Below are 24,026 nucleotides of genomic sequence, written 5' to 3' on the forward strand. Positions count from 1 at the left end.
TTAAAAAATCAAGGGGATAAAAAATTGTCAATGTTTCAAAAAACAGTTTTAAATAGTATAAGTCAAGATGAGATTTTGGTAGCCACTAGATGGGCTTCGTTTCAAAAGTTTTTAGCAAAAGTTGAGTATATAAAAACAGTAAAAGAGGAAAAATATCAAGATGGTTTTTTGGTTGATATTTTTGAAAAGTTTTCGGATTATAAAATCAATAATTCTAATTCAAATTATTTTAACTTAGAAAAAATAAAATTAATGGAAAATTTATATTACAAATTAAAATATTTTTATTGTAGTTTAAATATTTTTGATACAATTGCTAAAAAAATTAATTTAAAAGATTTAAAAAAATGAAATTTATGGATTTTTGTGCTGGTATTGGCGGAGGAAGAATAGGTTTAGAAAACCTTGGAATGTCTTGTGTTGGCTTTAGCGAAATAGATAAAGATGCAGAAATAACATATAAAGAATTTTTTGGTAAAGATGAAAAAAACTATGGGGATTTGATGAAAATCGACCCTAGTGATCTACCAGATTTTGATTTTATGGTAGGTGGTTTTCCATGCCAAACATTTTCAATTATTGGTACTAGATATGGCTTAGATGATGAGGAAAGAGGACAAGTAATTTATGGCTTAGTTAAAATACTCAAAGCTAAAAATGTAAAATATTTTATTTTAGAAAATGTAAAAGGTTTATTAAATCATGATAAAGGTAATACTTTAAAAATTATTTTAGAGCTCTTAGATAGTGCAGGGTATAGAGTATATCACAATATATTGAACAGTTTAAATTTTGGTGTACCTCAAATGAGAGAGAGAATATATTTTGTTGGAGTTCAAAAAGATTTAATTGATGATAATTTTAAATATGAATTTCCGAAATCAAGTAATACAAAAATAAACATAGAAGAGTGTTTAATAGATGATGAAGAATTAATATTTGATGAACGATTATCATCGTATCAAACTTTTTTAAAATATTTAAACAATAAATATAATAAAAATAAATATAAAATTGATGATTTATTATCAGAAGATTTTAAAGTAATAGATACAAGACAATCAGATTTGCGGATTTATGATAAAAAAACTCCTACTTTAAGAAGGAGTAGACACGGCATTCTTTATGTGAAAAACAAAAAATTTAGAAAGCTTTCAGGATATGAATCATTATTACTTCAAGGTTTTCCTAAAAAATATGCGAATAAAGTAAAAGGTAAAATATCAAACTCAAAACTTCTGCAGCAATCAGGAAATGCAATGACTGTAAATGTTATTGAAGAGATAAGTAAAAATTTAATGAAAGCAATAGGTAAAATAAATGACTGATAAAGAAATATTAATAAATAGAGGTTCTACAATAGCAAAAAATGGTTTTAAGAATGAAGATTTTGTAGTTTGTGAATTTAATCACTGGAAAGATAGCGAAATAGCTCAGCTTTGGCTACAAGCAATGAATTACGATTTAACAGATATTGAAAGTGTTAAAGCTACAAAAGTCAAAGGCTCTTATAAAGCAGATATTCAAGTAGAAATAAAAATTGAAATAAAACTTAAAAGTCTAACTGATATTCAAAACTTACAAGTAAAACTTGTGTCAAACCCAAAGGGTTTCAATCAAATAGATAAAAGATGGTTAAAAAGCTACAACGAACTTTGGAATATTCCAAGTGATGTTTATGAATTATTACAACACTTTACAGGTGAAAAGTCACCAAAAATCACAAATCCAAGAGATGAAAGAAGAATGTTTGCAGATGAGTTTTCAAAAGATGAACAACAAGTATTATTAAAGTTTTTAAATGATAATAAAACATTAATTGTGAATGATATTTTAAAAGGAAGAGGTAAATTCGCTGCTGAATGGATGTTAGTTATTTTAAAATTAAAAGATACAGAGATTATAAAATGGGCACTAGAACCAATAAATAAAGTTTTAAATCACTTTGGAAATGGAGAAATTTCTATAACTTCAAGAGGTAGCTTTAAGATTGGAAATATAACTATTCAAAGAAAAGGTGGAGATGGTGGACGACAAACAGCCAATATGCTACAATTTAAAATAAACCCTGCTGAATTAATAAAATAATAAGAAATAAGGTTTATAAATCAATATTACAGATAAAGAAATCGACCAAATGGTTTATAAACTCTATGATTTAACTCCTGATGAGATTAAAATTGTTGAGGGTAGTTAATATTGGTTTTTCGGAAATGGGACTTCAGTCCCATCGATAAAAGTAATGGTGGGACTGAAGTCCCACTTCCGAATAATATTAAAAAGTTTTTAGCAAATGATACAAAAGGATTTGAAGCTAGAAAAGAGCTATTTGAAAAAGCTTTAAAATATAAAAATCAAATATGATATAATCAACAACTTAATTTAAAAAATGATTTAAAATGTTGGCATTAAATCAAAAACAACTATTAGATGAAGTAGAACTTTTACCAATAGATATAAAAACAAAAATTGTTGATAAAATATTATCTAGCTTAAATCCAACAGATAAAACAATAACTGATTTATGGATAAAAGAGGCAAAAGAGCGAAAAAATCAAATTGAATTAAATCAAACAGAGCTTATAGATGGAGATGAAGTTTTTAGAAAAATTGCTAAAAAGTTTGATAAATGAAATACTCTTTTCATTTTGAAGCAGAAATAGAGTTAAATAGCTATATAGTTATTATTTTTTGTAATGAAACCTTTAACTACAAAAATCTTTAAAATATAAAAACCAAATATTCATATATTCTTTATTAAAACATTAACAGTTTTATATTACAATTTACATACTATTAAAACAAGGAGTCCAATATGAGTATTAATCAATATACACCAATGCTGTTATCTACTGTTAATAACTCTATTGGTGATAAAAATTTACATTTTACAGTTGATAAACTTCTAAGTTTATTTAATAAAAAGTGTAGTGAATTTACAGAACTAGAAAAATATGCTGTTGATACTATTCAAACAGAAGCAACTAGTTATGAAATCAATAGTTTTAAAAACTATTTTCATATAAATTCAAAAAATATAGACTATTTATTATCGTGCCAACCTTACTAAAACTTACTAATTTAGATTTTATAGAAGAACATTATAAAAAGCAAATTATCGCACTAGATTTATTTTTCAAAGAATCTGGAGCAAAACATATTCCATCTTCAAAAATAAGATTTGGAGGTGGTACTGCTTTAGCAATTTACTATTTTCAACATAGACTAAGTTTTGATATTAATTTATTTGTGTCAGATGTTCAATATTTAGATTATATTAGACCAAAAATGTGGATTGAAGAATCAAACTCTTTTCAAAATATTGAATATATAGATCAACACAATCATGTAGGATTAATTACAAAAAATGGTATAAAAGTTGATATTCTTGTAGATTCTAACTCAAGTAATTTTAAAATTGATACTTCAAAAAAATTAGTTGATTTTGATTTATATATTGAAGATATTACAGATATTATTGCAAAAAAAATTACATTTAGGAAAAAAGACAATAAGACAAGAGATATTATCGATATTGCTATATGTTTGGAATATAATCCTAATTTATTTAATAATTTAATAGAGTTGGAAAAAGTAACTAAAGATGATTTAAAAATATTAAAAGAATCTTTGCTTCAACTAAATAAAAATCGTTATATATCACAATTAAATATAGTAAAACCTTTTGAAAAATATATTGAAATTTCTAAACAAGCTCCTGAATATTTAATTTCAAAAATTGGTTAATAATAAGAGTATTAATAAAAGAATCAAAATAAATCATATTGAAAATTTTAGCAAACTACACAAAAGGATTTGAAGCTAGAAAAGAGCTATTTGAAAAAGCTTAAAATATAAAAATCAAATTTAATTACAAATTGCAATAAATCTAATAAAAACTTTTGTAGAGATGCGAAAAGTAATCTCTCAAAATATAGCTTTGTTTGAGAGATTTGAAATAATAGAAAATCGCTTAACAATCCACGATAAAAATTTTAATACACTTTTTAAAGCCTTAGAAGATAAAAACAATATTCCACTCCAAAACATCTTTTTTGATGGACAAATTTACGATGCTTAAAACTAATCTATATATTTTTTTAAAACCAAAAGTTTTAACTCTTCATTTGTAAGTGGTGACCAGTAAGAAGATTTTGGAAACTCAATAAAACTATTTGTATTTTGGTAACCTCTTCTAATATAGTAATCTCTTAGCTCAACTCTATTTGATATTACTTCCATCACAAAGCTTGATTTTTTCCAAAGTTTTTTAGAGCTTTCTTCTGCAAAAGCTAAAAGCTTTTTTCCTACTCCAAAGCTTTGAAAATCTGGATGAACAGCAAAAAGTCCAATATGAATATCTTCATCTTCTAGTTTTGTTTGAATTGTTGCTACAATTTTTTCATCCAATAAAGCTATATATGTAACTATATTTTTATTCTCTAAAATCTCATTTAGCATATCTTCATTTACTCTAATTCCACTAAGCAAGTGAGCTTCACTTGTCCAAGAGTTTGGATTTTTTTCTCTATATGCTTTGTTTATTAGCTCTACAACTGCTTTTATATCATCTTTTTTAAATACTCTAAATTTTAAATCTTGCATAATATCTCCATTTTACAACTCATCCAAACTAGGAAGTCCAAAATTTTGTTTGGTTTTAAACTCTATTTCAAAACCTAAACTATCTAAAATCAAATCAAGAGTTTTAACACTTGTATTTCCAAGTTCACCCTTTTCAACTTTGCCTAAAGTTACTCTACTTATTCCACAAATATTTGCAAGTTCTTCTTGGGTAAGTTTTTTTTCTTCTCTTAAAACTTTGATTTTTTGCCCTATTTCATATAGTTTCATTTGGTATCTCCTTATATGTTTTTTCATCAAGTGATAACTTCCAAATATTTAACATCTTTGTTCCAATTTCTTCAAAATTTTTATCATTTTTCAAATACTCTTCAAGCTCAAATATAGAACTTTTCAAAGCTTTTATACAAAGTTCATATATTTCATTTGCTTCATTTTCATTTAAATAACAGTTTTGTATTCCAAACTTAACAAGCTCTTTTTTCCCAAACCAAACTTTTTTACCAAACATACTTAAAGCTGGTCTATCTTTGTGAAAATATACAACTGTATTTACCACATCATAAGCTGGTGCAAAGAAAATTTGTGAAAAATCACTACTATAAAGTATTCCAAAATTTTTAAGATGAGCATCACCATTTTTAAGCAAATAATTCATGATTATTAGTTTATAAAAGCTTTTCATATCTTCAAGTTTTTGAGTGCTAACACTATAAATCACTTTTGATATTTGTTCATAACTTCCACTATATTTTTCATCTTTATTTTTCCCAAGCAGACAAAGTATCTCTTCAAAGCCCAAAAAATTATCAGTTTGTTTATCATAATTAAATCGCTCTACCAATAAAAATTTGCCATTTTTAGAAACTTTTATATTTGGGATTTTCACTCCAGTTTTAAAAATAGCTTTTAGACAAAAATACTCATTTAGTGCAAGTTGGGGATACTCTTCACCCCAAGTTTTTATTATGTACTCTTTTGAGATTAAACTCTCTTTATCTTCTAAAATTGCCAAAGATTTTGGCTGAATCCCTGAGATTGCATTTTTAGATAAAAATGTTGTAACGATTTTGTAAAATGTCTCTTGTGTATCATTTTGTAAAACTTCATTTAAATCAAAAGAGAAAAACTCTTTTTTTTCAAACTCACTTTTGTATGTTAATCTACTTTGAATATTTGAACAAATATGAGAAAAAACTAAAAAATCATCAATATATCCATACTCTTTTGTTAAATAGTTTTTAAAAAGTTCAAAAAGATAACCTTCTGGCATATTCATATCAAAAATTGGGTGAAGTTTATATTTCCAAATATAAGAGGAGCTTTTATAAGGCATAATCAAAGAGATTGGTTTATAATTTTTCAAATAATTAAATCCATATTGATTTTTATCTTTTTCAAAAAATAACTCACCAACATTTGTATCATCTATATTTACATATATTTTTTTCATTTCTCAACTTTTATGATAAATTTACTTATCATTATAGAGTTTTTTAGTTAAAATGTAAAGTAAATTTATCATTTTACTTTCTTAAATACTCCAAAGTGGCACTTATAATATCGTCATCATCACGGCTTCTTGATTTTATTGTCTCTTTTATACCATCTTTTACAAATGTAACATTCATCTCATAAGAGCTTATTTGTTCAATTCCTTTTGACATAGCCAAAATTTTTATCAAAATCAAATCCATAAACTGTTTTGTAGGAGTATCAAGTTTCCCAAATCTATCTTCCATCTCCTCTTCAATAGCATAAAGGCTAGAAGTATCATTTACACGGCTTAATCTTCTATAAAGTTCAAGTCTAATTCTATCTTCCACTATATAATCACTACTAATAAAGGCACTAATAGCAAGTTTGATATCAACACTTTTCTTCTCATCTTTTTGCTCACCACTTAAAACTGCCAAAGTATCTTCAAGCATTTTAAGATACAAGCCATAACCTATTTGCTTGATATGTCCACTTTGCTCAGCTCCAATAATATTTCCACCACCTCGTATTTCCAAATCTTGATGAGCAAGTGCTGTTCCACTTCCTAAATATGAGTTTGACTCCAAAGCAACTAATCTTTTTATAGCTTCAGGTGTTATTTTGCTCTTATCTTCAACTACATAGTAACAAAATCCCTCTTTGTTACTTCGTCCAACTCTTCCTCTTAATTGATGTAAATCTGCAATTCCAAATCTATCTGCCCCATCTATTATTATTGAGTTTGCATTTGGAAGATGAATTCCACTCTCAACTATTGAAGTTGCAAGTAAAATATCAAACTCTTTGTTTTCGAAGTTTTCAATAATTTTTTCGGCATCAGTTGATTTTATTTGAGAGTGGATAATATCTACTTTAATATTTGGAATAAGCTTTTCTAAATCTTTTTTCTTAGCTTCAATAGAGGCTATGTTGTTATGGACATAAAATAGCTGTCCACCTCTTCTTTTCTCTCTTAAAACAATCTCTTTTATTAAACCATCACTATACTCTTTTACAAAAGTTCGAACTCCCAATCTCTCACTTGGAGGTGTAAGAAGACTACTCATTCCTTTTAGTTTTGATAAAGCTAGATTTAGCGTTCTTGGAATTGGTGTTGCACTCATAGAGAAAATATGTACATCTTCTCTAAGACCTTTTAATTTCTCTTTTTGTTTAACTCCAAATTTATGCTCCTCATCAATTATCACAAGTGCCAAATTTGATGTTTTTATATCCAAAAGTGAGTGCGTTCCTATTACAAACTTAACGCTTCCATCTTCTAATCCTTTTTTAATACTAGATTTCTCTTTTGCACTACTTTTACCATCTAGTTTATAAACATCTATTCCAAACTCTTTAAATCTTTTGCTTATAGAGTGATAGTGTTGCGTTGCTAAAAGTGTTGTTGGACATACAAATATAGCTTGGTAACCACTACTAATAATAGGTAGTAGTGCATTCATAGCAACTTCTGTTTTCCCAAAACCAACATCACCACTTAAAAGCCTATCCATAACTTTACCACTACTAATATCTGAAAAAATCTCATTTATACTTCTAGTTTGATCTTTTGTATAAGTAAATCCAGCTTTATTTTGAAACTCTTTGATTAAAAACTCATCTATATCTATTTTAATACCATTTACAAGCTCTCTAGCAGCTGCTAGTTTTATAATATCATTTGCAATTTCAAATAGTCTATCTTTAACTTTCTCTTTTAGTTTTGCAAAACTTCCACGACCAAGTTTATCAACAATTGCATAACTCTCACCATCTGCAACATATCTGTCAATAGTATCTAAGTTTTCAACAGGTATTAAAAGCCTATCCTCTCCTTGATAGTTTATTACAACAAAGTCTCTTTTAGCACCCATAATAGTAACTGGTTCAATTCCTTTGTAAACTCCAATTCCATGCTTTTCATGAACTACAAAATCATTTAAAACCAGCTCATCAATTACAAATTTAACCCGTTTTTTTCGCTTCTTTTTAATCTCTTTATTTAATGAGATTATTACCTCATCACTACTTAAAAGATTTATTATCTCATGGCTAAAAATATATTTTATATCTTTATCATCTAAACTTAAATCAACAGCTTTTACTCTAGCTTCGCTACTTGAAATTAGTGTGATTTTTTTATCTTTGTGAAAAGTTATAAACTCTTTTATATTTGATGGGCTTATCTCTTTGTATCTATCATCTTCAATAATTTTTGGAAGTGTTAGAAACTTATCTTTGTTTAATCTCTTCTCTTCAAAAATATATGCTTCATCAAGTTCACTTAGTGCATTTAAAGTTATAAAGCTACTCATATTTTGTGGCAAATAAGTTGCCATATCATCTAAATACCAAAATCCTAAAGAGTGAATATCTTTTATAAACGCATCACTAGAGATTGTTGATATTTTTTCATTTAAATTTTCATAAGTATCTGAGTTTAGAGCCAAAAATGCAGGTTTTATAATAAAACTCTCAATCTCATCTTTAAAAGATTTTTGATCTTCTATATCAAATTTTCTAATACTCTCAACCTCATCATCAAACAAACTTACACGATATCCAAACTCACTTCCCAAAGGAGCTATATCAAAAATATCTCCTCTTAAAGATACCTCTGCTTCACTTGTTACAATATCTACAAAGTAGTATCCCCAGTTGTAAAGTCTCTCTTTTAACTCTTGTAAATCTAGTTTATCTGCAAAGTTGATTGTAAAACTATCAAAACACTCTTTTTTTGGAAGAGGAAAACTAATAGTTCTTATTGGTGAGATTAAGATTTTATTCTCTTTTTTGTACTCATAAAAACTACTTAAAGTTTTTGTTATATCTTGAAGTTCCTCTTTAAAAGAGAGCAAATCATCTTTAAAATTTGCTCTAAAATCTGGAAGCGCAAAAGGAGTAAAACCTAAAAATGAGACTATATCAGATGCTATTTTTGCCTCTTTATCATCATTTACAACTAAAAGTTCACACTCTTTTAATCTTTTTTGCTCTTTTAAATTTTTTAAATAGCTATAAATATTTTTCACTATTTTGCTTCACTTAGTTCAAAATCATCTGTATTTTTATCATATATATAAGCTGGATATGGTGTTTCATTTAATAAAAAAACCAAAGAAGCACTTTCAAAACCACTTTTTTGTAAACCTTTTTTAAATACTTCCAAAATATAAGCTTTTGTAGCAAAAGTTGTAGTTGTTGAGTTTCCTGTATATACAAACTCCTCATTCTCTACTTTTATAAAACCCTCTTTTTTAACATGCTTCTCAAATTTCTCTCTATCTTGTAAACCTTTTATATCTAATAACACTAAAACATCTATTGTAATCATCATAAACCTTGCAAAAAAATTCCAAAATTTTAACATAATATAGATTTATGCTAAATTACTAATTTTTATTGTACAATTTAAGCCATCTTTACTTAAGGATTTTATATGAACTATGAACTTTTAAGCCGTGTTGCTATGCAAGATGCTCAAAGATTAAAGAGTGAAAATCTAATCTTAATGAAAAAAAATCTGCTTTTAGAGCAAGAAAATAACAATTTAAAAGAGATGAATAATATTCTTGATAGAGAAAAAGATGCTTACAAACAAAGAACTAGAGAGTTAAAAAAAGAGTTAAATGATTTAGCACTACAAAAAGATTTGCTTTTAAAAGAGAATAGTAAACTAGAAGATAGACTTGAAGAGTTAGTTGCTAAACTTGAAATTGAGAAACAAAAACCAAAAGATAATCAACAAAATAGAAGAAAAATATATATAGATAAAGATGATGAGCCACAAGAGAACGATTCAGATGCAAGAAGAGCTGCTAGATTAAAATCTGTGGAGTTCTACTCTTAATAAAACTTAAAATGTAACCAATTTGCAACCTAAATCATCTAATATTCCTACATTTTGTAGGAGAAAAAGATGGTTAATATTCAAAAAGAGATTGAAAATAAGTTCCCAAATATAAAAACAAAAAACAGTCTGCTAAAAAAATCTTTGCTTAAAGTAGCAAAAAAAATAGTTCATGAAGATAGAATAAATAAGTTCTTATCACAAAATTCACACCTAAAGGGTTTTGATTTTGTTGATGCTGTTTTAGACTATTTTGACTTTGACTATACGGTTTCAAGCAACGATTTACAAAATATTCCAACAACTGGAAAAGTTGTAATTATTGCAAATCACCCTTTAGGTGGACTTGATGCTTTATGTTTACTCAAACTTGTAGGAAGTGTTAGAAAAGATGTGAAGATTTTGGCAAACGATTTTTTATGTAGTTTTGAGGCTTTAAATTCACTTTTAATTCCAATTGACAACTTCAAAGATAAACAGACAAAAGAGAGCATAAAAAGAGTTTATGAATCTTTAAATAACAATGAAGCGCTTATAATTTTTCCAGCTGGAGAGGTAAGTCGAGCTACTACAAAAGGTGTAGTTGATAAAACTTGGAGTAAAGGTTTTTTAAATTTTGCAAAAAATAGTAATGCACCAATTTTACCAATATTTTTAGATGCAAAAAATAGTAAAACTTTTTATACAATCTCTTTGTTAAATAAGACTTTTTCAACTCTTTTATTATCAAATGAGATGTTTAATAAAAAATCAAAAAGTATAAATATAAAGATTGGGAAAATTATTCCAAATGAGAATATTATTCCAAAGGGTTTAAATAAAAAATTTATAGTAAATTTATATAAAAAACATCTTTATGCTCTAAATAAAGGCAAAAAATCATATTTTCAAACTCAAAATGCAATTGCTCATCCTGTAAGTAGAATTGATCTACTAAACGAACTAAAAAAATCTCAACTCCTTGCTCAAACAAATGATGGCAAAAGAGTATATTTGTATGATTATGTTGAAGACTCTATAGTTTTAAAAGAGATTGGAAGATTACGAGAGCTATCTTTTAGAAAAGTTGGTGAGGGTGTAAATAAAAAAAGAGATACTGATAAATATGATATTTACTATCAACACATTATTTTATATGATAAAAGTGAACTTGAGATTGTAGGAGCATATAGAATTGCAAATGCAAATTTAGTTTTTGAAAAATATGGTGTAAAAGGTTTTTACTCAAACTCTTTATTTAAATTTAATGATGATTTTATCTTTTATCTTCAAAATTCAATTGAACTAGGTAGAAGTTTTGTTCAGCCAAAATATTGGGGAACTAGAGCTTTAGATTATCTTTGGTTTGGAATTGGTGCATATTTAAAAGCAAATCCAAATATAAAATATATGTTTGGACCTGTATCAATTCCAGCATCTTTTCCATCTATTGCAAAAGATTTAATGACTCTTTATTATAGCCACTACTACAGAAGCGAAAAAGAGTTAGTTCAAGCAAAAGATCCATACTTTTATACAAATCGTCTAAGCGATATAAAGGATTTTTTTGTTTTAGATGATAAAAAAGAGGATTTTAAAGCTTTAAAATCTGCTTTAACAAATATGGGTGTTACAATTCCACCTTTGTATAAACAGTATAGTGAACTAACTATTGATGATGGTGTAAAATTTTTAGATTTTAGTGTTGATAAAGATTTTAATGAGTGTATAGATGGATTTATTTTAGTTGAAATAAAGAAGATAAAAGAGCATATAAAGCTAAGATATATAGTTTAAAAGTAGAAAAGATTTTCTACTTTTAAAACTACTTTTTGCAATGTTCAGCGTAGTAGTTACCAAACTTTGTTTTAGTTCCATCTTTGTGCTCACCTGCACTATATTTTGTAACAACAGGATTACACTCATCAATCCATCTATTTATCTCATAAATCTTTACAGTTTTAAAACCCATTTGTTTAAAAGCTTGAGCTTCAATAGCTGCTCTTGATGCAGTGTTACAAACTACAACTAAATTCTGTTTTACAAAATTTTCATCATCATCTAAAACAATATTTTCTAAAGCTTTTTCAGGAGCTTCTCTTCCAACTCTGTAACTTCCTTTTATAGAAGCACCTGCCCACTCTTCCATAGTTCTTACATCAACAACTGCCCACTCTTTTGATTTTAGAGCATCTTTTACCTCTTGTGTTGTTGCCATCATTCCTGATTTTTTTGCATCACTTTTTAATTTTTTGCTTAGCTCATCATAGCTTACAAATTCAGCACTAAAAGCTGAAGTTAAAAGTAGTGAAGCAAATGCTAAAATTTTTAATAGTTTCATAGTTTCTCCTTATTTTAAATAGAAATAAGTCTATAGTAATTTGAATTAAATTATAATAAAAAATTATATTAGATTAATTAATGATATTTATAAAAAATATTATTTATAATGCATCTGCTTATAACCTTCAAGTCTTTTTTTATAAGTTGAATTCAAAATTGGATTTTGGCTATCTAAAAAATCAATTGCTAAACACTCTTGATTTCCTCTTCCAATTCTTCCAAGATATTGAATTAATCTTCCATAAAAAGATATTGGAGTTGCAAAGATAATTGTATTTAGATGAGGAAAATCTACTCCTTCTCCAAAAAACGAGCTTGTTGCAAGTATAAGTGAACTTGTTTTTACTTTTTGCATATTTTGCACTTGCTCTTTTTTATTTTGACTTCCATGAACACTTACATAATCAATTTTTTGCTCTTTTAAAATATCTTCTAAAAGATTTAAGTGCTCAATTCTATCACTAAGCAGAAGAGTTTTTCTATCTTTGTGCTCTTTTATTACATCAACAATTTGTCTATTTCTATTCTCATTTGTTACAAGCTCTCCTATTATTGTTGAGTAGTTATCGCTACTACTTACAAAATCTGTTTTTATAACTTTTAATACATTTGTGTGTGTTTTTGGTTTTTTGTACTCATAGGAGATATCTCCTAATTGTTGATATAAAATTGGGTCTAACTCATCTTTTCTTCTAGGAGTTGCGCTAAGCCCTAAAATATAAGTTCCTTTGAAATTTTTTACTATCTGCTCAAATGTAAGTGCTGGAATATGGTGACACTCATCTACAATTACTTGCGTATAGTTTTTGATTAAATGAGGTGAGTTATTTAAGCTTTGCATTGTTGCAACATCAATATTACCATTAAGCTTGTTTTGACCCTTTCCTAAATATCCAATATCACTCTTTTTATATCCAAAATAGTCAATAAACCTACTAATCCATTGATCAAGTAGCATATTTTTATTTACAATAATCAAAGTTTTTACAGCTCTTAACTCAAATATTTTTGCTCCTAAAAGTGTTTTACCAAAACCAGGAGGAGCAACACAAATTGACTCTTGTGATTTTAAAATCTCTTTTATAGCATCCTCTTGCTCTGGTCTTAGAGTATATTTAACGCTTTTTGTATTGATTTTTTCAAAAACTCTCTCATCTTTTATTGAAAAATCCAATAAATTCTCTTTAAAATATTCAAATAAACTACTCTTTACACCTCTTGGAAGTGTTAAAAAATCACTACTCTCTTCATATCCTTTTAGATATTTTGGAGTGTTATAAAGTGGTTTTCTAAGCTGTGTTAGAAGTTTTACTTGAGGATTTAAGAAAGTTGCAAATGATTTTAGCTTACTAATAAAACTCTTTGATAAGTTTTTAATTGGAATCTCTATTCCACTATTTAAAACAACTTCAAAACTATTTATTGGAAAATCTATATGCTTTAAATCTTTTTGAATATTTTTTGCACTTAAAACTTGAGCAAAACTATAAACTTGCTCTTTTGTTGCTTTTTTAACACTTGATAGATATGCCCACTGATCTTCATATATTTTTTTTGTATCTATGTCTAAAAAAACTGTTCTATTTTTTCTTCTATGCTCTAATTGCAAAGGTAGTTCTATAAAGTTTCCCAACTTTTCATTTGTACAAAACTCACTATTTGGATAGATTTTAGAGCTTATATTTGCTTTTTTTTGTAGAAAATATAAAAAAGAGAAAGATATTTTTGAAGCAATTTTATCTTTAAAAAATATCCACGCAAAAACAGAGTTATAAGAGCTTAGGCTATAAGAGGCAGGAATATTTAAATCTTTTAAAGCTCTTTGAAGTTTAAAAACATCTTCACTATTTAGCTCCAAAGCAACATAAGAGCACTCTTGATTTCTATTTATCAAATAAGATGCTAAAAAAATATTTCCTCTTAAGTGCTCTTCTAACTCTTTATTTGTAAGTGGCAAAAAATCTTCACCCATAAAAGTAGCAGTTACAGCACTAAAACCCTCTTTATTTCCATCACGACTTCGCCATTTTTTAGCGTATATATCAGCTCTTGCAACAAAAAGTTCTCTAAAGAGTGATATTTTTTCATCTTTTGAAAACTCTTTTTTGATATTTTGATTTTTTGAACTCTCAAGCTGTGCAATTCTTGCTTCAATCTTTGATTTTTCTAAATATAGTTTTTCTAGCTCTTCTTCAAGGTTTTTCATAAGAAATTAGCTCCAAAAATCTCTCAACAACTAAAAATGAACCAAAAGCAAGATAGATTTTATTATTATCAAACTCTAGACTCTTTATCTCTTTAATATTTAGTGATTTTAAACAAATTTCCAAAATCTCTCTTTTTACAACTCTCTTATCTTCCAAAGGTATAATATATACCTCATCTATAATTGGTTTTAAAATTGTTAAAACCTCTTTGTAATCTTTATCAGCATAAGAGTTGTAAATCAAAGTTAATTTTTTATTTTTAAACTCTTCTAAAATAACTTTTGCAGCCAAAGGATTGTGTCCAACATCTATAAATATATTATCTTTTATCTTTTGACATCTTCCAAATATTGGTGTTGAGTTAAAAATTTCAAGATTTATATCAATTTTTAACTCTTTTAAACATTTTAAAACAAGTGCTAAATTTCTTTTTAAATATGATGCAAATGTAAAGTTATAATCTATATTAAAATCTTCAACTCTTAAAATCTCTATATCTTTATTAAACTCATCTTTTAACTCAAGTTTAACACTATTTGCAACATCATAAACGCTAGCAAACTCTTGATAACCTATAATCATCTTTGTATCAACAGAACGCATCTTTGTTCTTGCAATTTTCTCTACACTATCCCCTAAAAAAGAGGTATGATCAACTCCAATTGTTGTAATAAGGCTAAGGTCATTTTTTACAACATTTGTTGCATCAAACTCCCCACCAAGACCAGCTTCTAAAACTAAATAGTCACAATCTTTACTAATATAAAATGCCAAAAGTGTTGTGTACTCAAAATATGTAAGTTTTTCTAAAAGCTCTTCAGAAAAAATATTTTGCAAAAACTCATGAGCTATTTCTAAACTCTCATCATCTATATCAAAACCATTTAACCAGATTCTTTCATTAAATTTTTTAATGTGAGGAGAGCTATAGTGTAGAGTTTTAAATCCAATTTTATATAAATAGTGAGATAAAAATCTTCCAGTTGTCCCTTTTCCATTTGTTCCTACAATATGAATAGTAAAAGGAAGATTTATATGTTTTAATAAAATATCAGCAGATTTTTTTATATAGCTGTAATCGATTTTGTCATAATAAAGAGTTTTATGCTCTAAAAACCCTTTTAAATCTAAAGTTTTTAAAGACATATTTTACTCAAAAGATGCAACTGCAACTCTTGATAAAATCTCAGTTACAGCCATATCACTTGCTTTACTAATTGCTTCAAATCTATGAGTATCATTTATCTCTCCACCTATATCAACAGCGAAATCATACTCTCCAGAAACTGTAAAACTTTTTGTTTTTGATTTCTCTTTATCAAAATACTTTACATTTATATTAACTTTTGCTTTATAAAGCTTATTAAAACCATCTCTATCATATTGTAAAACTCCAAAGCTAACACTTCCAATGCTTAAATCCATTATTATTTCAGCTTCAAATTGATTATCTACAAGATTTGAATCTAATCTTTGAGCTAATATTTTTGTTACAGCATCTTTAACTAAAACAGAGTTTCTAGGATCACTAGCTCTTATATCTGTTTTTACAAAGATATTTTTAGCTAACTCTTCTTTTGCTAATTGTGCTGTTGGTCTATATCCACAAGAGCTTAGAATTAAAACTATTACAATATAAAAAGAGATTTTTTTAAGCACTTTAGCCCTTTATTACAATATTTACAAGTTTATTTGGAACAACAATCTCTTTAACAATTGTTGCATTTTCTAACCATTTTTTAGCAGCTTCTTTTGCAACTTCTAAAACCTCTTCATTTGTAGCATTTATAGAAACTTCTATTTCACATCTTTTTTTACCATTTACTGTAACAGCTAAAACTATACTATCTTTTGTAAAAACCTCTTGCTTTATTTCAATACTTTTATCAAAATTTGATAAAGCAAAAAATTTATTAGCTAATTCCCAAGCAGTGTGAGGAATAATTGGCTCTAAAATGTTTGTTAAAATATAGTAACCTTCAGCCCAAATTGCTTCGTTTTCTTGAGATGATAAAGCATTCATAGCCTCCATACAAGATGCAATTAAAGTATTAAATGCATAAGTTTTAGTTAAAACTTCATTTGATTTAATTAAAGCTTCATAAACTTTTAATCTAGCCTCTTTCTCTTTGCCATTTAAAGAGTTTTGATCTATTTTAAAAATATTTTCTACCCCATTTTGTGTAACATTTACAGCTCTTTCATAAAATCTTTTTATAAATTTATAAGCTCCCTCAACAGCACTATCATTCCACTCTAACTCTTTTGTTGGAGGAGCTGCAAAAAGAATAAACAATCTTGCTGTATCTGCTCCATATTTTTCAATAATTAAATCAGGATCTACAACATTTCCTTTAGATTTACTCATTTTTGCACCATCTTTTAAAACCATTCCTTGAGTAAGTAGGTTTTTAAAAGGCTCATTTGAATCTGTATATCCTAAATCTTTTAACACTTTTGTAAAGAATCTTGCATATAGAAGGTGTAAAATTGCATGCTCAATTCCACCAATATATTGATCAACATCCATCCAATAGTTACTATCTTCTTTGTTTATAGCCTCTGTTTGCCACTTTTTATAGTTTGTTGCATATCTTAAAAAATACCAAGAAGATTGAACAAATGTATCTAAAGTATCAGTTTCTCTAGTTGCTTTTTCTCCACATTTTGGACAAGAGCACTCTTTCCATGTTGGATGATTTGCCAAAGGATTTCCCTCTCCAGTTATCTCAACATCAAAAGGTAATGCAATTGGAAGATTCTCTATTTTTTCAGGTACTAATCCACATTTTGGACAATGAACAAAAGGAATTGGAGCTCCCCAATATCTTTGTCTTGAAACTCCCCAATCTCTTAGTTTATAGTTTATTTTTTTATTTCCTAAAGAGTTCTGTTCAAAGTGATAAGTAATTGCTTGTTTTGCTTGAGTTGTAGTTAAACCACTAAAACTTTCACAATCAACTAAAATTCCATCTTCAACAAATGCCTCTTTTAGTTTTTCATCACTATGTTTTCCATCTTTTGAAATAACTTGCTTTATTGGTAAATCATAATTTTTTGCAAACTCAAAATCTCTTTGATCATGTGCTGGAACACTCATAACAGCACCTTCTCCATAAGAGCTTAAAACAAAGTTTGCCATCCAAACTGGAACTTTTTGTCCAGTTAAAGGATGAATTACCTCTATTTCTAAATCAACACCCTCTTTCTCTAAAGTTGCTCTATCTTTTTCAGCAACCTTTTGAACTCTTTTAATAATATTTAGTTTGTTTTTTGGTAAAAGCTCTTGCTCAACCATATATTTTACAATCTCATGTTCAGGTGCAATTGCAACATAAGTTACACCATAAATAGTATCTGGTCTTGTTGTAAATACTTTAAAACTTGAAAACATCTTATCAAGTTTTGCTCTAGTCTCTTTTGTTAAATCAAATTTAAACTCTAAACCTTCACTTCTTCCAATCCAGTTCTCTTGCATTGTTAAAACTTGTGATGGCCAAGAGTTTTCTAAAGTTTTTAAATCATCAAGAAGTTTTTGTGCATATTTTGTAATAGCAATATAGTATCCTGGCATCTCTTTTTGAACAACTTCATTATCACATCTCCAGCAACATCCATCTTCAACTTGCTCATTTGCTAAAACTGTTTGACACTCATTGCACCAATTTAAGTGTGCACTTTTTTGATAAACAATTCCAGCTTCATACATTTTAATAAATATCTCTTGCTCAAATTTTGTATATAGCTCATCACTTGTTGCAAACTCTTGATTTTTACTAAAAGATAGTCCTAGGCTTCTAAGCTCTTCTCTCATATAATCAATATTTTCATAAGTCCATTTTTTTGGATGAAGTCTATTTTTGATTGCAGCATTTTCTGCTGGCATTCCAAAACTATCCCAACCTATTGGATGAAGAACATTAAAACCATTTTTTCTAAAGTGTCTTGCAAAAGCATCTCCAATGCAATAATTTCTAACATGCCCCATATGGATTCTTCCACTTGGATATGGAAACATACTTAATATATATTTTTTTGGTAATTCATAACCATCTTTTGGTTCAAAAGAGTTGTTCTCTTTCCAATACTCTTGCCACTTTTTTTCTAATTCTTTACTAGAATATTGCATTTTTAATACTCTTCCTTTTCACTACTTTTTGCACTCTCAATTAAAGATAGTGCAATTGATACAATATTTGCTATAACAGCTCCAATAGCTAAAGCTATTGCAAGTTGTATGTCACCACTAAACACAATTACTAAAAACGCAGGTATTAAATGTAAATCTGCAACTAATGAACTAGCTAAGAGTTCAGCTGCTAAAAGATTTTTTACTCCAATTTTTATAATTGTAGATATTAAGTTTACACTTGCAGCTATAAAAAGAGCTATAGTATTTGGCTCATAAATAAATCCAGCTGTTGTAGTAAGCGACATTAAAGATAGAAAAATATAGGTTACTTTGCCCCAGTCCATTTTAATCCTTTTATTATATTGATAATTTAAAATCAAATATAGTATCAAAAAAAGGATAAAAAACTAATTTTAGAGCTATTTTAAAATACAGCTTATTTTTAATTTCTTTTAGATATTATTGAGACAATTTTTTTTTAGGAAAATAAATGGATTTATCTGTACTAATTGGTTTGATAGGAGCTTTAACTTCTATATCTGTTGGGGTTACTCTTGAGGGTGGAAATCCTGCTGGAGTTCTTCATATAGCATCTTTTATAATTGTTATTCCAACTGCTATGTTAGCTGCTGTTACAGCTACTGAAAGTTCTTTGGTAAAGGCTGCATTTAAGGAGTTTAAAACAATATTTAAAAAATCTCCTGTAAATTTTGAAGCTAGAATTGATGAGCTTGTTGAGTATGCAATTACTGTAAAAAAACAGGGTGTTTTAGCATTAGAAAAAGATATTCAAAATATTGACCACGCATTCTTAAAAGAGGCTTTAAGTATGGTTGTTGATGGTAGTAAAGAGGAGCAACTAGAGGAGCAACTAGAGCCTGTAATTGAAGCAACCGAGGAGTACTATCACGGAGCTTCACACTTTTGGCTTCATGCAGGTGAAACTTCGCCTACAATTGGACTTGTTGGGGCTGTTTTTGGTCTTATTCTTGCTCTTCAACAACTTGATAATCCACCAGCAATGGCAGCTGGAATTGCTGGAGCATTTACAGCAACTGTTATGGGAATTGCTGGATCTTATATTTTCTTAGGACCTTGGGGAGTGAAATTAAAAGCAAAAGGGCATTTAGTAATAAAAGAGCAATACTTGATTTTGGCAGCTTGTAAAGCAATAGCAAGGGGAGATGCACCAGGTGAGCTTAAATTGAAGCTTACAAAAATGGTAACTCCTATGCCTCTTTAAGGGTATAAATGGCTAAGAAAAAAAAGCTAGAGTGTCCAGCTGGTGAGAAATGGGCAGTTCCTTATGCTGACTTTTTGAGTCTTTTACTTGCACTTTTTATTGCACTTTATGCACTGGCTTCTATAAATGTGGAGAAACAGAAAGCTCTAAAAGAGGAGTTTATAAAAATCTATAATTTTCCAACTGCAAATATTATAGAAGAGGAGACAAAAAAAGAGAAAGCTATGACTGATCAAGCTGATCCTGAAAATGTAGAGGGTAGAAAAGTTATTGTTCATACACTAGAGAATAAACAAGAAGCAGAACAAAATAGAAATAAAGGTGCAAATTTAATAGAGCTTCCAGATGGTTCTGTTTTAAGTGTTCCAGCTCATTTAGTTTTTGATAGTGGAAAGGCTGAAGCTAGTTCTATATTTGCAAAAGATTTTTTAGAAAATCTTGCAACTTTAATTCAAGCAATGCCTGAAGATACAGAGGTAAATGTAAAAGGTTATGCTGAAGATAGTGAAGTTAGAAACTCTAAATTCAAAGATGCTCTTGATCTATCAACTGCAAGAGCTAACAATGTAATTAGAGAGCTTGTTAAATATAAAGTGAACCCTAAAAAACTATTCTCAAGTGGTTATGGAAGCAATAAAGAGTCAACTTTAAAAGATAAAAGAGTTGTTGTATTTGAGCTTAGAACTACAGGTGAAGAGATATCTGAAGAGGATATGGATTTAGAATCAATCTTTAAAAAGATGAATTAATTTTTAAATATGAAGAAAAATAAAAAAGATGATTTTTTAGAGATAGAGGATAAAAAATCATCTTGCTGCTTTTTAAAAAATATACTAACTTTATCAAATCTAGCTAGTTTTGGCTCTTTAGCTACTCTTCTTTTTTTAATCTTTTTTCAAATCTATACACTATCAATTGGCTTTAGCAATTTTGCATATATATCTATAATTTTTAATATATTTTTTGTAGTTATTGTTTTACAGAAGATTGGGGTTTTAAATTTAAACATATTAACAAAGATTGTTAATCCTACATTGAAGTTTTTAATGTTTTTATATATTTTAAATGCTATTTTATCACTATTTCTTGATGATATTTTATATAATTTTGTTATATCACCTTTAAATATATTTGGTGCATATTTTATATTTTTACTTCTAAAAAGAGACTCTATTTAATACCAAAAGCCTCTTTTATAGCCTCTCTTTTCTCTTTAATTGTTGAATTATTTGGCGTTGTATCTACTTTTTTTTCCTCTTTTAAATCGATATTTTTTTCTAAAAGAAAAAAATATACTACCGCACAAAGTGTGATTAGTAATATTAAAAAAGCTACTACTAATCTTTTCATCTCTTAAACTCTTCCTTGTTCATACATAGCTCTTAGCTTCTCTTTCTCTTTTCTTTTTTGCTCTTTTATAGCCTCTTTACTTCTATAACCATCTATTTTAAATCCTAAGAATTTTAAAAATGGAGAAACAACAAAAATTGAAGAGTAAGTTCCAATTATAATTCCTACAAAAAGTGTAAATGAGAATGGATAGATAATCTCTCCACCAAACAGAAGCATTGTAGCTACGACAAAAAGTGTTGTTGAAGATGTAAGAATTGTTCTTGAAAGAGTTTGACTAACTGAATCATTTATTAAAATATCTAAATCTTTCTCTTTACTATTTGTTAGATTCTCTCTAATTCTATCATTTACAATAATTTTATCATTGATTGTATATCCAAGAACTGTAAGAATTGCAGCTATCATATCAAGATTTACATCTATGCTAAATAGACTTATTAATCCTAAAGTTATAATCACATCATGAACAAGTCCAATAACTGTAGCAACCGCAAATCTCCACTCAAATCTAATAGCAATATAAATTAATAGTGTAATTAAAGCTAAAGTTAAAGCCATAATACCTTTTTCTCTAAGCTCTGCTCCAACTTTTGCTCCAACCATATCGATTTTTCTAATCTCAAAATCTCCTGTTGGAACTAAAATTTTATTCATATCATCACTAATATCATTTGTAAGCTCACTTGAACTTCCTGTAAATCTAATAACTACCTCATTTGGTGATCCAAACTCTGTAACAGTTGAACTTGAATATCTTGTATCTTTTAAAACTTCTCTTATTTTATCAAGTGGTGCAGTTTGTTCATATTTAACTTGAACAGTAGTACCTCCTAAAAAATCAATTCCATAGTTTAAACCTTTTGTAAATAAAAGAACAAATGAAGCAACTATTAATATAGTTGATAATCCCAAAAATGAGATTTTTTTTGACATAAAATTATATGTTTTGTTGTTGTTAAAAATTTCCATTATGCCACTCCAAACCATTTTTTATTATTTTTATCTTTTGAAATCTTTGGTAAAAGTGCTTTATAAATACCATGAGTTCCAACAATTGATGTAAGCATTGAAGTTAATATTCCAATAGAAATTGTTACAGCAAAACCTTTTATTGCTCCACTTCCATAAGCATATAAAACAATTGCAACTAAAAGTGTTGTAACATTTGCATCTATAATAGCTCTTAGGGCATTTGAGTAACCATCTTCAATTGCTTTTTGAACACTAGCACCTGCTCTTAAAGCCTCTCTTATTCTTTCATTTATAATAACATTTGAGTCAATTGCCATACCCATTGTTAAAATAATACCAGCCATTCCTGGAAGTGTTAAAGTTGCACCAAAAAGTGCAATTACAGCTAAAAGAATAAATATATTTGCAATTAAAGCAATATTTGCAATCATTCCAGCTCTTCTATAATATAGCATCATAAATAGAAAAATTAGAACTGTTCCAGATATTAAAGCAATCATAGATGCTTTTATACTATCAGCTCCAAGTGATGGTCCAACACTTCTTTTCTCTAGCATATTAATACTTGCAAGTAATGCTCCACTTCTTAGTGCAATAGCAACATTTCCAGCCTCTTGTACTGTAAATCCACCACTTATTTGCCCACTTCCACCACCAATTCTTTCGTTTATATTTGGTGCTGAATAAACTTTTCCATCAAGTACAATTGCAAGTCTTTTTCCTACATTTTTTGCTGTAAAATCTGCAAAAATTCTAGCCCCACTTGAGTTTAGTGTAAAGTTAATAATTGGTTGATTTGATTGATTAAAAGCAACTTGAGCATCAACAATTTGGTTACCATCTAAAATTGGTATCTCTTTTACTAAATATTTAATATTTGGATTTTTTGTATCCTCTAAAATAATATCTCCATATAAAGATGCCTCTTTATTTGTCATTTTATAAACTTGATCTGCTCTATTTTCATCTATTGCCATAAGCTCAAGATTTGCTGGTTTTGAGATTAACTCTCTAGCATCTTTCTCTTGCTCTGCTGTTTTAATTCCTGGAAGTTGAACAATAATATCACTCTCACCCTGTCTTAAAACAGTAGGTTCACTAAGTCCAAATTGATCAAGTCTATTTCTAATAGTCTCAACAGCTTGAGCAACTGAGTAATCTTTTGTTTGAATTATCTCTTCTTGTGTTAGCTCTACTTTATACTCTAAATTATCTTTAATAATTGATAGACCTTTTATCTCTTCAAGCATTTTATCCATTTTTACAACATCATCTCTATCCAACAAAGAGAAAATAATATTGTCATTTACAACAGTTAATCCATCGATTAAAACCTCTTCATCATCTGTAAAGTGTTTTATAGCTGTTGCGATAGATCTCATTTTTGAAGTTACTGCTTCGTGTGTATTTACACCTAAAAGCATATGAAGTCCACCTTGTAAATCAAGTCCTAGATTTACCTTTTTTCCAGACTCTGTTTGAAACAAAGATGGAAAAGAAAAAACAATTCCAAATATAAAAGCTACTAAAAAAATTGTTAGTTTAAAATTTAAAAATTTCAATATTTATCCTTAGAAGATTTTAAGATATGAAAACTCATATCTTAAAACTTAAATTATTCAGCTAAAAGTCTAGCTACAAACTCTTTTGCTAATTTCATCTCAGAGTTATCACTATTTTTTACTACAAAATATGTCTCTTCAACTTTTACAACCTCAACCATTAAGCCACCATTTGTTACAATCTTGTCACCTTTTTTAAGACCTGCTATCATATCTTTATGAGCTTTAGCTTGTTTTTGTTGTGGTCTTATAATTAAGAAGTAAAATATTGCAAATAGAGCAACTAAAGGTAGTAATGATGTTAATAAATCACCTTGCATTC

The 24,026-nt window shown here is 27.9% G+C and carries 26 protein-coding genes; 11 read left to right on the forward strand and 15 right to left on the reverse strand.

The window, feature by feature from the left end:
• The first annotated feature begins 30 nt into the window (after window positions 1–30).
• From CRU94_RS01675 to CRU94_RS01700, 6 genes are all read left to right on the forward strand, one after another.
• Window positions 31–351 (forward strand): hypothetical protein, encoded by a 321-nt coding sequence (locus CRU94_RS01675; protein WP_164966550.1) that lies wholly within the window; start codon window positions 31–33, stop codon window positions 349–351.
• On the forward strand, window positions 348–1,328 hold the full coding sequence (gene dcm / locus CRU94_RS01680) for a DNA (cytosine-5-)-methyltransferase (RefSeq protein WP_129105092.1): 981 nt from the start codon (window positions 348–350) through the stop codon (window positions 1,326–1,328). Before CRU94_RS01675 ends, dcm begins: the two co-directional genes overlap by 4 nt.
• Window positions 1,321–2,088: a type II restriction endonuclease gene (locus tag CRU94_RS01685; RefSeq protein ID WP_129105093.1), complete on the forward strand. Its 768-nt coding sequence runs from the start codon at window positions 1,321–1,323 to the stop codon at window positions 2,086–2,088. The genes dcm and CRU94_RS01685 overlap by 8 nt, the downstream gene beginning before the upstream one ends.
• A 311-nt stretch (window positions 2,089–2,399) precedes the next feature.
• Complete coding sequence (locus tag CRU94_RS01690) at window positions 2,400–2,633, forward strand: addiction module protein (RefSeq protein ID WP_129105094.1); 234 nt, start codon at window positions 2,400–2,402, stop codon at window positions 2,631–2,633.
• 182 nt (window positions 2,634–2,815) lie between these two features.
• Window positions 2,816–3,070 carry a hypothetical protein gene (locus CRU94_RS01695; RefSeq protein ID WP_129105095.1) on the forward strand — a complete coding sequence of 85 codons (255 nt, stop codon included), beginning with the start codon at window positions 2,816–2,818 and terminating at the stop codon, window positions 3,068–3,070.
• Entirely contained in the window at window positions 3,055–3,747 is a 693-nt protein-coding gene (locus CRU94_RS01700; protein WP_164966551.1) for a nucleotidyl transferase AbiEii/AbiGii toxin family protein, read from the forward strand. Before CRU94_RS01695 ends, CRU94_RS01700 begins: the two co-directional genes overlap by 16 nt.
• 336 nt (window positions 3,748–4,083) lie before the next feature.
• Here the strand turns inward: CRU94_RS01700 and CRU94_RS01705 are convergent, their stop codons facing one another.
• From CRU94_RS01705 to CRU94_RS01725, 5 genes are all read right to left on the reverse strand, one after another.
• Entirely contained in the window at window positions 4,084–4,605 is a 522-nt protein-coding gene (locus CRU94_RS01705) for a GNAT family N-acetyltransferase (protein ID WP_129105097.1), read from the reverse strand.
• 12 nt (window positions 4,606–4,617) lie between these two features.
• On the reverse strand, window positions 4,618–4,854 hold the full coding sequence (locus CRU94_RS01710) for a helix-turn-helix domain-containing protein (RefSeq protein ID WP_129105098.1): 237 nt from the start codon (window positions 4,852–4,854) through the stop codon (window positions 4,618–4,620).
• A complete protein-coding gene (locus CRU94_RS01715; RefSeq protein WP_129105099.1) occupies window positions 4,841–6,037 on the reverse strand; it encodes a type II toxin-antitoxin system HipA family toxin in 1,197 nt (398 codons plus the stop codon). The genes CRU94_RS01710 and CRU94_RS01715 overlap by 14 nt, the downstream gene beginning before the upstream one ends.
• A gap of 73 nt (window positions 6,038–6,110) precedes the next feature.
• Window positions 6,111–9,095, reverse strand: a complete 2,985-nt coding sequence (locus CRU94_RS01720; RefSeq protein ID WP_129105100.1) for a DEAD/DEAH box helicase — start codon at window positions 9,093–9,095, stop codon at window positions 6,111–6,113.
• Window positions 9,095–9,397 carry a hypothetical protein gene (locus CRU94_RS01725; RefSeq protein ID WP_129105101.1) on the reverse strand — a complete coding sequence of 101 codons (303 nt, stop codon included), beginning with the start codon at window positions 9,395–9,397 and terminating at the stop codon, window positions 9,095–9,097. The genes CRU94_RS01720 and CRU94_RS01725 overlap by 1 nt, the downstream gene beginning before the upstream one ends.
• Before the next feature lie 105 nt (window positions 9,398–9,502).
• On the opposite strand from CRU94_RS01725, the gene CRU94_RS01730 reads away from it, so the two are divergent.
• Together CRU94_RS01730 and CRU94_RS01735 are read left to right on the forward strand one after the other, a co-directional pair.
• Window positions 9,503–9,913, forward strand: coding sequence for a hypothetical protein (locus CRU94_RS01730; RefSeq protein ID WP_129105102.1), 411 nt, complete (start codon window positions 9,503–9,505; stop codon window positions 9,911–9,913).
• Between the two features lie 69 nt (window positions 9,914–9,982).
• Entirely contained in the window at window positions 9,983–11,689 is a 1,707-nt protein-coding gene (locus CRU94_RS01735; RefSeq protein ID WP_129105103.1) for a lysophospholipid acyltransferase family protein, read from the forward strand.
• 28 nt (window positions 11,690–11,717) lie between these two features.
• Here CRU94_RS01735 and CRU94_RS01740 read toward each other — a convergent pair whose 3' ends face one another.
• The 6 genes from CRU94_RS01740 to CRU94_RS01765 all read right to left on the reverse strand — a co-directional run bounded on the left by CRU94_RS01740 (window position 11,718) and on the right by CRU94_RS01765 (window position 18,918).
• Complete coding sequence (locus CRU94_RS01740; RefSeq protein ID WP_129105104.1) at window positions 11,718–12,233, reverse strand: rhodanese-like domain-containing protein; 516 nt, start codon at window positions 12,231–12,233, stop codon at window positions 11,718–11,720.
• 99 nt (window positions 12,234–12,332) lie between these two features.
• The gene (locus CRU94_RS01745) at window positions 12,333–14,441 is read right to left on the reverse strand and encodes a DEAD/DEAH box helicase (protein WP_129105105.1); all 2,109 of its coding nucleotides are present in this window, start codon (window positions 14,439–14,441) and stop codon (window positions 12,333–12,335) included.
• The gene (locus CRU94_RS01750; protein WP_129105106.1) at window positions 14,428–15,588 is read right to left on the reverse strand and encodes a bifunctional folylpolyglutamate synthase/dihydrofolate synthase; all 1,161 of its coding nucleotides are present in this window, start codon (window positions 15,586–15,588) and stop codon (window positions 14,428–14,430) included. Before CRU94_RS01750 ends, CRU94_RS01745 begins: the two co-directional genes overlap by 14 nt.
• 3 nt (window positions 15,589–15,591) lie before the next feature.
• Window positions 15,592–16,101, reverse strand: coding sequence for an LPS assembly lipoprotein LptE (gene lptE / locus CRU94_RS01755; protein WP_129105107.1), 510 nt, complete (start codon window positions 16,099–16,101; stop codon window positions 15,592–15,594).
• A 1-nt stretch (window position 16,102) separates the two neighbouring features.
• Window positions 16,103–18,571 (reverse strand): leucine--tRNA ligase, encoded by a 2,469-nt coding sequence (gene leuS / locus CRU94_RS01760; protein WP_129105108.1) that lies wholly within the window; start codon window positions 18,569–18,571, stop codon window positions 16,103–16,105.
• 2 nt (window positions 18,572–18,573) lie between these two features.
• Window positions 18,574–18,918: a DUF6394 family protein gene (locus tag CRU94_RS01765; RefSeq protein ID WP_129105109.1), complete on the reverse strand. Its 345-nt coding sequence runs from the start codon at window positions 18,916–18,918 to the stop codon at window positions 18,574–18,576.
• A gap of 146 nt (window positions 18,919–19,064) precedes the next feature.
• Between CRU94_RS01765 and motA the strand changes: the two genes are divergently transcribed.
• Genes motA through CRU94_RS01780 form a run of 3 tightly spaced genes read left to right on the forward strand, consistent with a single transcriptional unit; the run spans window position 19,065 to window position 20,995 of the window.
• On the forward strand, window positions 19,065–19,817 hold the full coding sequence (gene motA / locus CRU94_RS01770; protein WP_066352535.1) for a flagellar motor stator protein MotA: 753 nt from the start codon (window positions 19,065–19,067) through the stop codon (window positions 19,815–19,817).
• Between the two features lie 8 nt (window positions 19,818–19,825).
• A complete protein-coding gene (gene motB / locus CRU94_RS01775; RefSeq protein WP_129105110.1) occupies window positions 19,826–20,566 on the forward strand; it encodes a flagellar motor protein MotB in 741 nt (246 codons plus the stop codon).
• Between the two features lie 9 nt (window positions 20,567–20,575).
• Entirely contained in the window at window positions 20,576–20,995 is a 420-nt protein-coding gene (locus CRU94_RS01780) for a hypothetical protein (RefSeq protein ID WP_129105111.1), read from the forward strand.
• Here the strand turns inward: CRU94_RS01780 and CRU94_RS01785 are convergent.
• Genes CRU94_RS01785 through yajC form a run of 4 tightly spaced genes read right to left on the reverse strand, consistent with a single transcriptional unit; the run spans window position 20,988 to window position 24,024 of the window.
• Window positions 20,988–21,167 (reverse strand): hypothetical protein, encoded by a 180-nt coding sequence (locus CRU94_RS01785; protein WP_129105112.1) that lies wholly within the window; start codon window positions 21,165–21,167, stop codon window positions 20,988–20,990. The two genes, CRU94_RS01780 and CRU94_RS01785, sit on opposite strands and share 8 nt — an antisense overlap.
• Before the next feature lie 3 nt (window positions 21,168–21,170).
• Window positions 21,171–22,139 (reverse strand): protein translocase subunit SecF, encoded by a 969-nt coding sequence (gene secF, locus CRU94_RS01790; protein WP_129105113.1) that lies wholly within the window; start codon window positions 22,137–22,139, stop codon window positions 21,171–21,173.
• Window positions 22,139–23,704, reverse strand: coding sequence for a protein translocase subunit SecD (gene secD / locus CRU94_RS01795; protein WP_129105114.1), 1,566 nt, complete (start codon window positions 23,702–23,704; stop codon window positions 22,139–22,141). The genes secF and secD overlap by 1 nt, the downstream gene beginning before the upstream one ends.
• Window positions 23,705–23,757: 53 nt before the next feature.
• Complete coding sequence (gene yajC / locus CRU94_RS01800) at window positions 23,758–24,024, reverse strand: preprotein translocase subunit YajC (protein WP_129105115.1); 267 nt, start codon at window positions 24,022–24,024, stop codon at window positions 23,758–23,760.
• Window positions 24,025–24,026: the final 2 nt, after the last annotated feature.

This window comes from Arcobacter sp. AHV-9/2010 (assembly GCF_004116575.1).
Classification (GTDB): Bacteria; Campylobacterota; Campylobacteria; order Campylobacterales; family Arcobacteraceae; genus Aliarcobacter; species Aliarcobacter skirrowii.

Bases quoted from the DNA above. Each gene is read 5' to 3' on its own strand.
- CRU94_RS01675 (WP_164966550.1), top strand. From the start codon at position 31: ATGTTTCAAAAAACAGTTTTAAATAGTATAAGTCAAGATGAGATTTTG.
- dcm (WP_129105092.1), top strand. From the start codon at position 348: ATGAAATTTATGGATTTTTGTGCTGGTATTGGCGGAGGAAGAATAGGT.
- CRU94_RS01685 (WP_129105093.1), top strand. From the start codon at position 1,321: ATGACTGATAAAGAAATATTAATAAATAGAGGTTCTACAATAGCAAAA.
- CRU94_RS01690 (WP_129105094.1), top strand. From the start codon at position 2,400: ATGTTGGCATTAAATCAAAAACAACTATTAGATGAAGTAGAACTTTTA.
- CRU94_RS01695 (WP_129105095.1), top strand. From the start codon at position 2,816: ATGAGTATTAATCAATATACACCAATGCTGTTATCTACTGTTAATAAC.
- CRU94_RS01705 (WP_129105097.1), bottom strand. From the start codon at position 4,605: ATGCAAGATTTAAAATTTAGAGTATTTAAAAAAGATGATATAAAAGCA.
- CRU94_RS01710 (WP_129105098.1), bottom strand. From the start codon at position 4,854: ATGAAACTATATGAAATAGGGCAAAAAATCAAAGTTTTAAGAGAAGAA.
- CRU94_RS01715 (WP_129105099.1), bottom strand. From the start codon at position 6,037: ATGAAAAAAATATATGTAAATATAGATGATACAAATGTTGGTGAGTTA.
- CRU94_RS01725 (WP_129105101.1), bottom strand. From the start codon at position 9,397: ATGATTACAATAGATGTTTTAGTGTTATTAGATATAAAAGGTTTACAA.
- CRU94_RS01730 (WP_129105102.1), top strand. From the start codon at position 9,503: ATGAACTATGAACTTTTAAGCCGTGTTGCTATGCAAGATGCTCAAAGA.
- CRU94_RS01735 (WP_129105103.1), top strand. From the start codon at position 9,983: ATGGTTAATATTCAAAAAGAGATTGAAAATAAGTTCCCAAATATAAAA.
- CRU94_RS01740 (WP_129105104.1), bottom strand. From the start codon at position 12,233: ATGAAACTATTAAAAATTTTAGCATTTGCTTCACTACTTTTAACTTCA.
- CRU94_RS01745 (WP_129105105.1), bottom strand. From the start codon at position 14,441: ATGAAAAACCTTGAAGAAGAGCTAGAAAAACTATATTTAGAAAAATCA.
- CRU94_RS01750 (WP_129105106.1), bottom strand. From the start codon at position 15,588: ATGTCTTTAAAAACTTTAGATTTAAAAGGGTTTTTAGAGCATAAAACT.
- leuS (WP_129105108.1), bottom strand. From the start codon at position 18,571: ATGCAATATTCTAGTAAAGAATTAGAAAAAAAGTGGCAAGAGTATTGG.
- CRU94_RS01765 (WP_129105109.1), bottom strand. From the start codon at position 18,918: ATGGACTGGGGCAAAGTAACCTATATTTTTCTATCTTTAATGTCGCTT.
- motA (WP_066352535.1), top strand. From the start codon at position 19,065: ATGGATTTATCTGTACTAATTGGTTTGATAGGAGCTTTAACTTCTATA.
- motB (WP_129105110.1), top strand. From the start codon at position 19,826: ATGGCTAAGAAAAAAAAGCTAGAGTGTCCAGCTGGTGAGAAATGGGCA.
- CRU94_RS01780 (WP_129105111.1), top strand. From the start codon at position 20,576: ATGAAGAAAAATAAAAAAGATGATTTTTTAGAGATAGAGGATAAAAAA.
- CRU94_RS01785 (WP_129105112.1), bottom strand. From the start codon at position 21,167: ATGAAAAGATTAGTAGTAGCTTTTTTAATATTACTAATCACACTTTGT.
- secF (WP_129105113.1), bottom strand. From the start codon at position 22,139: ATGGAAATTTTTAACAACAACAAAACATATAATTTTATGTCAAAAAAA.
- yajC (WP_129105115.1), bottom strand. From the start codon at position 24,024: ATGCAAGGTGATTTATTAACATCATTACTACCTTTAGTTGCTCTATTT.